The following is a 12,218-nucleotide window of genomic DNA, read 5'->3' as shown; positions in this document are numbered from 1 at the left end:
AATTTGTAGATTGATTCTATCCAAGCGCTATGCTTGGCCCCAGGCAGGAAAAGTTGCGCGTCGGTGACCTATCGGCTCGCCATGCCTTATGGCAGCGGTTACCAACCTTCTCGCAGGCCGGGGAGTGTTCAAACAAAGGATGAGGCTATGGTTCAAGTTCGCAAACTGGTGTTAGCAATAGCGGCCGCCTCGGCGCTGTCCTCCGGTATGGCGCAGGCGCTGCAGCTGGGGGAGATGACCCTCAAGTCGAAGTTGAACCAGCCGTTGGCGGTGGAAATCGAATTGCTCGATGTCGGTGGCCTCACCGCTTCCGAGATCACGCCGAGCCTCGCTTCGTCCCAAGCCTTTGTGGATGCCGGCGTTGATCGCCAGGCGTTCCTCGATGACCTGACGTTTACCCCGGTGGTCAATCCCAATGGCCGCAGTGTGGTGCGTGTCACCTCCAGCAAGCCGTTGCCCGATTCCTACGTACGTTTCCTGCTGCAAGTGCAATGGCCCAATGGCCGTTTGATGCGCGACTACAGCGTGTTGCTCGACCCGGCCAAATTCGACCAGCCTGCTCCGACGACCGCCGCGCCAGCCCCGCGCCTGGCGGCACCGGCCAGCAGCGCGCCGGCCGCGAGCAAGCCGGCGCAGCACACCACCACCTCCCGCGACACCTTGTGGGAAATTGCCGCGAAGAACCGCAATGGCGGCTCGGTACAGCAGACCATGCTGGCGATCCAGGCGCTGAATCCTGACGCGTTTATCGACGGCAACATCAACCGTTTGAAGACCGGCCAGGTCCTGCGCCTGCCTGATCCCGTACAAAGCACCGCGCTGCCGCAACCCCAGGCGATCGCCGAAGTCAGTGCGCAGAATGCCGCCTGGCGCCAAGGCCGACGCGCCGCCACCAACCCGACGGCGGGCAAGCAGCAACTGGACGCGACCAAGCGCACCCAGGCCGGCAATGCCCCGGCGAGCACTAACGCCAAGGACAACTTGAGCCTGGTTTCTGCCGAAGCGGCCAAGAAGGGGGCCAAGGGCAAGGCGGGCGATAGTGCGGGGTTGAGCGACAAACTGGCGATGACCCAGGAGCAACTGGACACCACCCGTCGCGACAACGAAGAACTCAAAAGCCGCGCAGCAGACCTGCAAAGCCAGTTGGACAAGTTGCAGAAACTGATTCAACTGAAAAACGATCAGCTCGCGCGTCTGCAGGCTGAGAAGGGCGCCCCGACAGCTCCGGCCACGGCGGCAATGCCTGCGCAGTTGGCGGGTGAGCCGGCGGCCGCAGCGGCAGCGCCCGACGTAGCCGCAGCGATCCCTGCACCGGCCGCGCCAGTGCCTGAGCCGGTCAAGGCGGATGCAACGCCTGCCGCCAACGAGGGCAAATTCAACGACCTGCTGACCAACCCTATCGTTCTCTGGGTGATCGGCGGCGCTGCAGCGTTGTTGGCGTTTTTGCTCCTGCTGCTGGGGATACGCCATCGCAACGCCCGTCGCGAAGAGGAAAAACACCTGCGCATGGCGCGGGCCCTGGCGGAAGAGCCAGTATTCACCTCGAACATCGACCAGGACTTGCCGCCAGACAGCTTCGAAGGCCTGGAAGTGCCGCCGCCAAACGTCAAGCTGGCCGCCGCTCCGGTGCCAGCCCCTGCGGTTGAGCCAGCAGTTGCCGTGCCGACCGTCGCTTCCGTGCTGGCGCCTCTGGCGGTTGCCGTGGCCCCGGCGAACTCCAGCGATGCGCTGGCCCAAGCCCAGTCTCTCGTCGACCGTGGTCACCTGAACCAGGCTGCCGACGTGCTGGAGCAGGCGATCAAGCAGGAGCCCAAGCGCAGCGACCTGCGTTTGAAGCTGATGGAAGTCTACGGTCTGCAAAACGACAAGGACGGCTTCGTGACCCAGGAGCGCCAATTGGTGGCCAATGGTGACAACCATGCCCAGGTCGAGCAGCTCAAGAGTCGCTTCCCGGCCATGGCCGTGCTGGCGGCGGGTGTCAGTGCGGCAGTGGCCGCAGCTGCCTTGGACGCTCAATACGTCAAGGATTTGCTGGAAGACAAGCCAGCGCCTGCGCCTTCGGAGCCCGAGGCGTTCGACACCGATTTCGACCTGAGCCTGGGCGATCTGGAAGAAGCCTCTCCAGCGGTGGTCAAGGACGACCAGCAGACCTTCGAATCGCTCCTGCAGCAGCAGACTGAAGCCCAGGCTGCGCCGGATGACCTGTCGGACTTCGACCTGGACCTGCAGCTGGATGCTCCGGCGTCGACGCAATCCGATGACGACTTCCTCTCTGGCCTGGAAGAGCAGATGAAGGATGTGCCGGCCGTCGAGCCGCCCACCCTGACTCCGGCGGCGCTGGATGACTTCGACCTGCCGGAAGATTTCGACCTGTCCCTGGCCGATGAGCCGGAAGTAACGGCCAAGCCTGATGCATTTGCGTCCGAATTGGACGATGTCAACGCCGAGCTGGACCGTTTGTCCCAGAGCCTGGAGCATCCGCCCATCGAGCCTTCCTTCACCGCAGAAGATGCGGCGAAGGGCGACGATGAGCCGGAATTCGACTTCCTCTCCGGCACAGACGAGGTGGCCACCAAGCTCGACCTGGCCCAGGCGTATATCGACATGGGCGATGCGGACGGTGCGCGGGACATCCTCACCGAAGTGCTGACTGAAGGCGACGAGACTCAGCGCGGCGAGGCCAAGGAAATGCTCGGTCGACTGGCCTGACCGCCAATCGTCAACGCAGCGGCGACCTTCGGGTCGCCGTTTTGCTTTTGTGGGCACCCGCACAAATCGGCATAATGCCCGTCTTTGCGCAACTCATCAGGCTCTCAGTTCTTGGCAAATATAGATAACGCGGCCGCCGAAATGGCGGCCGCAGGCTTTTACCGCATCGCCCTGGGCGTGGAATACAAAGGCTCGCGCTATCGCGGCTGGCAGCGTCAGGCGTCCGGCGTACTGACGGTGCAGGAAACCCTGGAGAAAGCACTGTCGAAAGTCGCTGATTCGCCAGTGTCGCTGATGTGCGCCGGGCGCACCGATGCAGGCGTGCACGCCTGTGGCCAGGTGGTGCACTTCGACACCCAGGCTGAGCGGTCCATGAAGGCCTGGGTGATGGGCGCTAATATCAATTTGCCCCACGACGTCAGCGTCAGTTGGGCCAAGGTCATGCCGGCGCATTTTCATGCGCGCTTCAAGGCCATCGCCCGGCGTTATCGCTATGTGATCTACAACGACCAGATCCGCCCTGCGCACCTCAACGAAGAAATCACCTGGAACCACCGCCCGCTCGACGCCGAGCGCATGGCCGAGGCCGCGCAGCATCTGGTGGGTGTGCATGATTTCAGCGCCTTCCGTGCCGGCCAGTGCCAGGCCAAGTCGCCGATCAAGGAGGTCCATCATTTGCGGGTGACCCGTCACGGCAAGATGATCGTGCTGGATATCCGTGCCGGTGCGTTCCTGCACCATATGGTTCGAAACATTGCCGGGGTGCTGATGACCATCGGCACCGGCGAGCGCCCGGTGGAGTGGGCCAAGGAAGTGCTGGAAAGCCGCGTCCGCCGTACGGGCGGGGTCACGGCGCATCCGTTCGGCCTGTACCTGGTGGATGTGGAGTACCGCGACGAGTTCGAATTGCCGGAACGTTTCATCGGGCCGCACTTCCTCACAGGTTTCAGCGAACTTGGCGGCTGACGCCCGGAAAAGCTTTTGTTACCATCCGGGACTTTCTCGGTCCAATCCCTGGGGTTTCCACGACATGTCAGCCGTTCGCAGCAAGATTTGCGGGATTACCCGCATAGAAGACGCGCTGGCGGCGGTCGAGGCGGGGGCGGATGCCATCGGTTTTGTGTTCTATGCCAAGAGCCCGCGGGCGGTGAATGTGTTGCAGGCGCGGGCGATCATCGCCGCCTTGCCGCCGTTCGTGACCACCGTAGGGTTGTTCGTCAACGCCAGTCGCTGCGAACTCAACGAAACCCTGGATGCCTTACCGCTGGATATGCTGCAGTTCCACGGCGACGAAACCCCGGACGAATGTGAGAGCTACCAGCGTCCGTACATCAAGGCGTTGCGCGTGAAGGCCGGGGATGACATCGCGGTAGCGTGTGCCGCCTATGTTGGGGCGCGTGGGATTCTGCTCGATACCTATGTCGAAGGCGTGCCCGGCGGCACCGGTGAAGCGTTTGATTGGTCGCTGATTCCTGCTGGCTTGAGCAAGCCGATCATCCTGGCCGGCGGGCTCAACCCCGGCAATGTCGGGTCGGCGATAGAGCAGGTGCGACCCTATGCCGTGGATGTCAGCGGCGGCGTGGAGCAGGGCAAGGGCATCAAGGATCACAGCAAGATTCGCGCATTCATGCAGGCCGTGCGCAACAGCAGTGACCGGATGTGACGGCTGGCAGTCTGCCGCCGTCCATAACTACCACTGTGTAAAACAGCCCGGTGCCGCCTGAGGGTGGCCTGGAAACGAAGTGGCAACCCTGCGCTGGCAGGTTGTCTGGAAGGCTGAGGAGGCATGCGGGAAAAGGCCGGTCGAACGTCTGACCCCGTCCAGCATGTGTCATCGCCACATATGAATTTAGCTCAAGGGCATACGCGGGGCTGTGTTCAAGCCACCGGTACTGGAGAAAGAAAGCATGAGCAACTGGTTAGTAGACAAACTGATCCCTTCGATCATGCGTTCCGAGGTGAAGAAAAGCTCGGTTCCTGAAGGTCTGTGGCACAAGTGCCCATCCTGCGACGCGGTGCTGTACCGTCCGGAGCTGGAAAAGACCCTGGACGTTTGCCCCAAGTGCAACCACCACATGCGTATCGGCGCTCGCGCCCGCATTGACATCTTCCTGGACGCCGAAGGCCGCAACGAGCTGGGCGCAGACCTGGAGCCGGTTGACCGTCTCAAGTTCCGCGACAGCAAGAAGTACAAGGACCGTCTGGTCGGCGCGCAGAAGCAGACAGGCGAGAAGGACGCGCTGATTTCCGTCAGCGGCAAACTGCTCGGTATGCCTGTCGTGGTGTCGGCGTTCGAGTTCTCCTTCATGGGCGGCTCCATGGGTGCCATCGTCGGTGAGCGCTTTGTTCGCGCCGCCAACTACGCCCTGGAAAACCGTTGCCCGATGATCTGCTTCGCCGCCTCCGGTGGTGCGCGCATGCAGGAAGCCCTGATCTCCCTGATGCAAATGGCCAAGACCTCTGCGGTACTGGCGCGTCTGCGCGAAGAAGGCATCCCGTTCATCTCCGTGCTGACCGACCCGGTCTACGGCGGCGTTTCCGCCAGCCTTGCAATGCTGGGTGATGTGATCGTCGGCGAGCCAAAGGCCCTGATCGGCTTTGCCGGCCCGCGTGTGATCGAGCAGACCGTACGTGAAAAACTGCCGGAAGGTTTCCAGCGTAGCGAATTCTTGCTGGAGCACGGTGCGATCGACTTGATCATTCCGCGCGGTGAACTGCGTCCACGCCTGGGCAACCTGCTGGCACAAATGATGGGCCTGCCGACGCCTGTGTACGTCGCGCCTAAAGTTGAACCGATTGTCGTGCCGCCGGTGCCTGCAAACCTATGACCCAACGTACCCTGGGCGAATGGCTCGCCTACCTTGAGCAGTTGCATCCGTCCGCCATCGACATGGGCCTGGAGCGCTCGCAACAGGTAGCGGCCCGCCTCGGGTTGGGCCGGCCGGCACCACGCGTGATCACGGTGACCGGCACCAACGGCAAGGGCTCTACCTGTGCCTTTGTCGCGGCGCTGCTGCAGGCCCAAGGGCTGAAAGTTGGCGTCTACAATTCCCCGCACCTGCTGCGTTACAACGAGCGGGTGCAACTCAATGGTGTCGAAGCCACCGATGAGCAACTCTGCGAAGCCTTCGCTGCGCTCGATGCCGGTCGGGGCGAGATTTCCCTGACTTACTTCGAGATGGGCACCCTGGCGGCGTTCTGGCTGTTCGAGCGTGCGCAACTGGATGTGGTGGTGCTGGAGGTCGGCCTGGGCGGGCGTCTGGACACGGTCAACGTGGTAGATGCCGACCTGGCGTTGGTCACCAGTATTGGTGTGGACCACGCCGACTACCTGGGCAATACCCGCGAATCCGTGGCCTATGAAAAAGCCGGGATCTTCCGCCAGGGCAAGCCTGCGCTGTGCGGCGACCTGGATCCGCCGCACACCTTGCTCGACAAGGTGCGCGAGCTGGATTGCCCGTTTTTCCTGCGCGGTCGCGACTTCAATCTCGAAATTGGTGCGCAACACTGGCAATGGCGTGGGCACGATGCTCGCGGCCAGGCAGTAGAGCTGCGTGACTTGCCGCTGCTGAACCTGCCAATGGAAAACGCCGCGCTCGCGCTGCAGGCCTACCTGTTGCTGGACCTGCCGTGGAATGCCGAGCAGATTGCCGCCACCTTGCTATCGACCCGTGTGGTCGGGCGATTGGATCGTCGTGCGTTCCAATGGCAAGGCAAGCGCCTGAACCTGTTGCTGGACGTGGGGCATAACCCCCATGCGGCCGAGTACCTGGCACAACGCCTGTCGCGTACGCCGCCGGTCGGTCGTCGCCTTGCAGTCTTTGGCTTGCTGGCCGATAAGGACCTGGGCGGTGTGGTTGCACCCTTGCTGGGCAATGTCCAGGCGTGGGCCGTAGCGCCACTGGATACCTCGCGCAGCCGTCCGGCCGCCGAGCTGGAAGTGGCCTTGCAGAACCTTGGTGCGCCGGTGGCGTCGTATGCAAGCGTGACCGCTGCCCTTGAAGCACAGTGCGCCCTTGCCACCCCCGATGATGAGATTCTGTTGTTCGGGTCATTTTATTGTGTTGCCGAGGCGCTCGAGTGGTTGGCCCGGCGCTCCACGGAGGAAGCTGCACATGGCATTACTGGATAGCGCATACAAGCAGCGAATGGTCGGAGCCCTGGTTCTGGTGGCGTTGGCGGTGATTTTCCTGCCGATGTTGTTTTCGCGTCAGGACGAGGAGCGTCAAGTAGTCGTCGAAGCGCCGGCTGCCCCGCAGGCGCCGTCGGTGCCGCAAGTACAGGTTGAACCGGTGGTGGTGCCTGAGCCCCAGGCCTTGCCGGAAGAAGAGCCGGTGCCGAGCGATGCTGAGGTTGCGGCCCAGCAAGCGCCGTCGATGCCGGTTCAGCCGAGCGTGCCGGTGGTCAAGCCGGCGCCTGCACCGACCGTAGCGGCCAAGCCTGCCGCGCCTGCACCCGCACCGAAGCCGGTAGCGCCGCAACCTGCTGCACCGGGCAAGCCGGATGTGGGCCAGAGCCGTATTGATCCGAATGGCCTGCCGATCAGTTGGTCGATTCAAGTGGCCAGTCTGGGCAACCGCGAAGGCGCTGATGCTTTGCAGAAGAAGCTGCGTAGCCAAGGCTATAACGCGTATATCCGCAGCGCCGACGGCAAAAACCGCGTGTTTATTGGGCCGCTGATCGAGCGCGCCGAAGCGGATCGCCTGCGGGACTTGTTGGATCGCCAGCAGAACCTCAAGGGTTTTGTGACCCGTTTCCAGCCTGAGCGCGGCTAATACCGCCAGTCTCTGGTTGGAATGCAAGCCAAATGTGGGAGCTGGCTTGCCTGCGACAGTGGTGGGTCAGTCAACAGTGATGTTGAATGGGCCGGCCCCATCGCAGGCAAGCCAGCTCCCACAGTTGTTCCGGGGTGCGCTTGAAGTCGGATTCGCTCGCCCCAAACTATTGATTTGCAAAGCAGCCGTAATCACAGCTTACCGATAGCCCGACGCTCTGCTAAAATGCGCCGCCTTATCTGTCCGTAGGCTCAAACGTGCCATTTACCTGGGTTGACTGGGCGATTGTTGCAATCGTCGCCATCTCCGCTTTGATCAGTCTAAGCCGCGGCTTCGTAAAAGAAGCACTGTCGTTGCTGACTTGGATCATCGCAGGAGTCGTAGCCTGGATGTTCGGCGGTTCTTTGTCGGTCTACCTGGCCGGATACATCGAGACACCTTCGGCTCGCGTCATCGCGGGCTGCGCCATCATGTTCATCGCCACGCTGCTGGTGGGAGCAATGGTCAATTATCTTATTGGCGAGTTGATACGTGTCACCGGCCTCTCCGGTACCGATCGATTCCTCGGCATGGCCTTCGGCGCCGCGCGTGGCGCGTTGCTGGTGGTCGTGGCGGTCGGGCTGTTGAGCCTGGGGCCGGTACAGCAGGATTCGTGGTGGCAGGAGTCTGTGCTCGTGCCAAAATTTCTATTGGTTGCAGATTGGTCCAAGAACCTCATATTGGGGTGGAGCAGTCAGTGGCTGGCCAGCGGAATCAGCGTACCCGCTGATATACCGTTCAAGGAACACCTCTTACCGGCCAAAACGCCTCAGTAAGCTGTGTTCAGTCAAGATTCATTAAGTAGGGGTTGCGTCGCATGTGTGGCATCGTCGGTATCGTCGGTAAGTCGAACGTCAATCAGGCGCTGTATGACGCGCTAACCGTCCTCCAGCACCGCGGCCAGGACGCTGCCGGTATTGTGACCAGCCACGACGGCCGGTTATTCCTGCGCAAGGACAATGGTCTGGTGCGTGACGTGTTCCATCAGCGTCACATGCAGCGCCTGGTCGGGCACATGGGCATTGGCCATGTGCGTTACCCGACCGCCGGTAGCTCGACGTCGGCTGAAGCTCAACCGTTTTACGTCAACTCGCCTTACGGCATCACCCTGGCGCATAACGGTAACCTGACCAACGTTGAACAGCTGGCCAAGGAGATTTACGAATCTGACCTGCGCCACGTCAACACCAGTTCCGACTCGGAAGTGCTGCTCAATGTGTTCGCCCACGAGCTGGCCCAGCGCGGCAAGCTGCAACCGACCGAAGAAGACGTGTTCGCCGCCGTCACTGACGTGCACAATCGTTGCGTCGGTGGTTACGCCGTTGTGGCCATGGTCACCGGTTATGGCATCGTCGGTTTCCGTGACCCGCATGGCATCCGTCCGATCGTGTTCGGCCAACGTCACACTGACGAAGGCGTCGAATACATGATCGCTTCCGAAAGCGTGTCCCTGGACGTGCTGGGTTTCACCCTGATTCGCGACCTCGCGCCGGGCGAAGCGGTGTACATCACCGAAGACGGCAAGTTGCACACCCGTCAGTGCGCCGTGGCGCCGAAACTCACCCCGTGCATCTTCGAACACGTCTACCTGGCGCGTCCGGATTCGATCATCGATGGTGTTTCGGTTTACAAGGCGCGTCTGCGCATGGGCGAGAAGCTGGCCGAGAAGATCCTGCGCGAGCGTCCTGAACACGACATCGATGTAGTGATCCCGATCCCGGACACCAGCCGCACCGCTGCGCTGGAGTTGGCCAACCACTTGGGCGTCAAGTTCCGCGAAGGCTTTGTGAAGAACCGCTACATTGGCCGTACCTTCATTATGCCGGGCCAGGCTGCGCGCAAGAAGTCGGTGCGCCAGAAGCTCAACGCCATCGAGTTGGAGTTCCGCGGCAAGAACGTGATGCTGGTGGATGACTCCATCGTGCGGGGTACTACCTGCAAGCAGATCATCCAGATGGCCCGCGAAGCTGGTGCGAAGAACGTGTACTTCTGTTCTGCAGCCCCAGCGGTGCGTTACCCGAACGTCTACGGCATCGACATGCCGAGCGCCCATGAGCTGATCGCTCACAACCGTTCGACCCAGGACGTGGCCGATCTGATCGGTGCTGATTGGCTGATCTACCAGGACCTGCCTGATCTGATCGAGGCGGTCGGTGGTGGCAAGATCAAGATCGACCAGTTCGACTGCGCCGTGTTTGACGGCAAGTATGTGACCGGTGATGTCGATGAGGCCTACCTGAACAAGATCGAGCAGGCGCGTAACGACTCGTCGAAGATCAAGACCCAGGCGGTCAGCGCGATCATCGACCTGTACAACAACTGAGTGACAACCGGCCCTGAGGGGCCGGTTTTGTATCTTAAATAAAGAATTGAGTAAGGAGTCGCAGCATGAGTCAGGAATGGGATGCCGGTCGGTTGGACAGCGACCTCGATGGCGTAGCTTTCGATACCCTGGCTGTGCGCGCCGGCCAGCACCGCACCCCGGAAGGTGAGCACGGTGACCCGATGTTCTTCACTTCCAGCTATGTGTTCCGCACCGCCGCCGATGCCGCTGCGCGCTTTGCTGGCGAAGTGCCGGGCAACGTGTATTCGCGTTATACCAACCCGACAGTACGCGCGTTCGAAGAGCGTATTGCGGCACTGGAAGGTGCTGAGCAGGCAGTAGCGACGGCCACTGGCATGGCGGCGATCCTGGCGGTGGTGATGAGCCTGTGCAGTGCTGGCGACCATGTGTTGGTGTCGCGCAGTGTGTTTGGTTCGACCATCAGCCTGTTCGAGAAGTATTTCAAGCGCTTCGGTATCGAAGTGGACTACGTGCCCTTGGCGGATCTTTCCGGCTGGGATGCGGCGATCAAGGCCAACACCAAGTTGCTGTTCGTCGAATCGCCGTCCAACCCATTGGCTGAGCTGGTGGACATCGCTGCGTTGTCTGAAGTGGCGCATGCCAAAGGTGCCATGCTGGTAGTGGACAACTGCTTCTGCACCCCGGCGCTGCAACAGCCGTTGAAGCTGGGGGCGGACATCGTCGTGCACTCGGCGACCAAGTTCATCGACGGCCAGGGCCGTTGCATGGGCGGTGTGGTTGCAGGTCGCAGCGAGCAGATGAAAGAAATCGTCGGCTTCCTGCGCACGGCTGGCCCGACCTTGAGCCCGTTCAACGCCTGGATCTTCCTCAAGGGGCTTGAGACCCTTAACCTGCGGATGAAGGCCCACTGCGCCAACGCCCAGGCTTTGGCTGAGTGGCTGGAACAGCAGGACGGTATCGAGAAGGTGCACTACGCCGGCCTCAAGAGCCACCCGCAACACGAATTGGCCCAGCGCCAGCAGCGTGGTTTCGGCGCTGTGGTGAGCTTTGAGGTGAAGGGCGGCAAAGAGGGCGCCTGGCGCTTTATCGATGCGACTCGCCTGATTTCCATCACCGCCAACCTGGGTGACAGCAAGACCACCATTACCCACCCGAGTACCACTTCCCACGGGCGCCTGGCGCCGCAGGAGCGTGAAGCGGCGGGTATCCGTGACAGCCTGATCCGCATTGCGGTTGGCCTGGAAGACGTGGCTGACTTGCAAGCTGACCTGGCTCGCGGGCTGGCGGCCTTGTGATCGAGTGGTCCATGGAAGCGGCGGCTGCCACTAACGGGCGCGTTGGGCTGGTCACAGGTGCGGCGCGAGGCATTGGTCTCGGGATTGCCGCATGGCTGATCAGCGAAGGCTGGCAGGTGGTGTTGACTGACCTGGACCGCGAGCGCGGCTCCAAGGTGTCCAAGGTGCTGGGTGAAAACGCCTGGTTCATCAGCATGGACGTGGCCGACGAGAAGCAAGTGGCCCAAGGTGTTGCCGAGGTATTGGGGCAGTTTGGGCGCCTGGACGCGTTGGTCTGCAATGCGGCGGTGGCTGACCCGCACAATATCACCCTGGAAAGCCTCGACCTGGCGTACTGGAATCGGGTGCTTGCTGTGAACCTCAGTGGGCCGATGTTGCTGGCCAAGCACTGTGCGCCTTACCTGCGTGCCCATGGCGGTGCCATCGTCAATTTGGCCTCGACCCGCGCCCGCCAGTCGGAACCGGACACCGAAGCCTATGCGGCGAGCAAAGGTGGTCTGCTGGCCCTCACGCATGCCTTGGCGATGAGCCTGGGGCCGGAAGTACGGGTCAATGCTGTCAGCCCTGGCTGGATCGATGCGCGTGATCCGGCTGCGCGTCGGGCCGAGCCGTTGAGTGATGCTGATCATGCGCAGCATCCGGCGGGCAGGGTAGGTACTGTAGAAGACGTGGCGGCGATGGTGGCGTGGCTGCTGTCGCGCCAGGCAGGGTTTGTCACCGGGCAAGAGTTTGTCGTGGACGGTGGCATGAGCAAGAAGATGATTTACAGCGAGTAGGGCGGGTAGCCGTCTTGAAGCAATTTTGTCTTTTTCAGAAAAACTTCAAGCAGGCTATTGACTTAGGTCCGCTACCTGCGTAAATTTCGCGGCCTCAACGAAGCAAAGGGTGATTAGCTCAGCTGGGAGAGCATCTGCCTTACAAGCAGAGGGTCGGCGGTTCGATCCCGTCATCACCCACCACTTCTTGAGAGTTTTGCCCCAGGGCAAGACGCAACGTTAAAGGTTGCACCGACGCGCAGCGGTAGTTCAGTCGGTTAGAATACCGGCCTGTCACGCCGGGGGTCGCGGGTTCGAGTCCCGTCCGCTGCGCCATATT

Annotated in this window: 10 protein-coding genes and 2 tRNA genes; all 12 read left to right on the top strand. The window is 61.7% G+C overall.

Annotated features, from left to right (window positions below; translation table 11 throughout):
- Positions 1–147 precede the first annotated feature (147 nt).
- The 12 genes from EJ576_RS19820 (at position 148) to EJ576_RS19765 (ending at position 12,214) form a co-directional block, all read left to right on the top strand.
- Positions 148–2,709 carry a FimV/HubP family polar landmark protein gene (locus tag EJ576_RS19820; RefSeq protein WP_126570927.1) on the top strand — a complete coding sequence of 854 codons (2,562 nt, stop codon included), beginning with the start codon at positions 148–150 and terminating at the stop codon, positions 2,707–2,709.
- Positions 2,710–2,850: 141 nt separating this feature from the next.
- Positions 2,851–3,675 (top strand): tRNA pseudouridine(38-40) synthase TruA, encoded by an 825-nt coding sequence (gene truA, locus EJ576_RS19815; protein ID WP_028617116.1) that lies wholly within the window; start codon positions 2,851–2,853, stop codon positions 3,673–3,675.
- A 64-nt stretch (positions 3,676–3,739) separates the two neighbouring features.
- A complete protein-coding gene (locus EJ576_RS19810; RefSeq protein ID WP_122726002.1) occupies positions 3,740–4,372 on the top strand; it encodes a phosphoribosylanthranilate isomerase in 633 nt (210 codons plus the stop codon).
- A gap of 244 nt (positions 4,373–4,616) precedes the next feature.
- Entirely contained in the window at positions 4,617–5,537 is a 921-nt protein-coding gene (accD, locus tag EJ576_RS19805; protein WP_016976632.1) for an acetyl-CoA carboxylase, carboxyltransferase subunit beta, read from the top strand.
- A complete protein-coding gene (folC, locus tag EJ576_RS19800; RefSeq protein WP_122726004.1) occupies positions 5,534–6,841 on the top strand; it encodes a bifunctional tetrahydrofolate synthase/dihydrofolate synthase in 1,308 nt (435 codons plus the stop codon). The genes accD and folC overlap by 4 nt, the downstream gene beginning before the upstream one ends.
- Positions 6,825–7,484, top strand: coding sequence for an SPOR domain-containing protein (locus tag EJ576_RS19795; RefSeq protein ID WP_028617113.1), 660 nt, complete (start codon positions 6,825–6,827; stop codon positions 7,482–7,484). Before folC ends, EJ576_RS19795 begins: the two co-directional genes overlap by 17 nt.
- Positions 7,485–7,741: 257 nt before the next feature.
- Entirely contained in the window at positions 7,742–8,299 is a 558-nt protein-coding gene (locus EJ576_RS19790) for a CvpA family protein (RefSeq protein ID WP_028617112.1), read from the top strand.
- Positions 8,300–8,340: 41 nt separating this feature from the next.
- Positions 8,341–9,846 (top strand): amidophosphoribosyltransferase, encoded by a 1,506-nt coding sequence (gene purF / locus EJ576_RS19785; RefSeq protein WP_015884965.1) that lies wholly within the window; start codon positions 8,341–8,343, stop codon positions 9,844–9,846.
- Positions 9,847–9,911: 65 nt separating this feature from the next.
- The gene (locus EJ576_RS19780; protein WP_122726008.1) at positions 9,912–11,123 is read left to right on the top strand and encodes an O-succinylhomoserine sulfhydrylase; all 1,212 of its coding nucleotides are present in this window, start codon (positions 9,912–9,914) and stop codon (positions 11,121–11,123) included.
- Between the two features lie 11 nt (positions 11,124–11,134).
- Entirely contained in the window at positions 11,135–11,899 is a 765-nt protein-coding gene (locus tag EJ576_RS19775) for an SDR family oxidoreductase (protein WP_122726011.1), read from the top strand.
- Between the two features lie 107 nt (positions 11,900–12,006).
- Positions 12,007–12,082: transfer RNA gene (locus EJ576_RS19770), tRNA-Val, on the top strand.
- Between the two features lie 55 nt (positions 12,083–12,137).
- Positions 12,138–12,214 (top strand) — tRNA-Asp (locus EJ576_RS19765).
- The last annotated feature ends 4 nt before the right edge of the window (positions 12,215–12,218 follow it).

It is taken from the genome of Pseudomonas sp. C 49-2 (genome assembly GCF_003970195.1).
Taxonomy (GTDB): Bacteria; Pseudomonadota; Gammaproteobacteria; order Pseudomonadales; family Pseudomonadaceae; genus Aquipseudomonas; species Aquipseudomonas canadensis.
This window is presented reverse-complemented; position numbering and strand designations above follow the sequence as displayed.

Bases quoted from the DNA above. Each gene is read 5' to 3' on its own strand.
- EJ576_RS19820 (WP_126570927.1), top strand. From the start codon at position 148: ATGGTTCAAGTTCGCAAACTGGTGTTAGCAATAGCGGCCGCCTCGGCG.
- truA (WP_028617116.1), top strand. From the start codon at position 2,851: ATGGCGGCCGCAGGCTTTTACCGCATCGCCCTGGGCGTGGAATACAAA.
- EJ576_RS19810 (WP_122726002.1), top strand. From the start codon at position 3,740: ATGTCAGCCGTTCGCAGCAAGATTTGCGGGATTACCCGCATAGAAGAC.
- accD (WP_016976632.1), top strand. From the start codon at position 4,617: ATGAGCAACTGGTTAGTAGACAAACTGATCCCTTCGATCATGCGTTCC.
- folC (WP_122726004.1), top strand. From the start codon at position 5,534: ATGACCCAACGTACCCTGGGCGAATGGCTCGCCTACCTTGAGCAGTTG.
- EJ576_RS19795 (WP_028617113.1), top strand. From the start codon at position 6,825: ATGGCATTACTGGATAGCGCATACAAGCAGCGAATGGTCGGAGCCCTG.
- purF (WP_015884965.1), top strand. From the start codon at position 8,341: ATGTGTGGCATCGTCGGTATCGTCGGTAAGTCGAACGTCAATCAGGCG.
- EJ576_RS19780 (WP_122726008.1), top strand. From the start codon at position 9,912: ATGAGTCAGGAATGGGATGCCGGTCGGTTGGACAGCGACCTCGATGGC.
- EJ576_RS19775 (WP_122726011.1), top strand. From the start codon at position 11,135: ATGGAAGCGGCGGCTGCCACTAACGGGCGCGTTGGGCTGGTCACAGGT.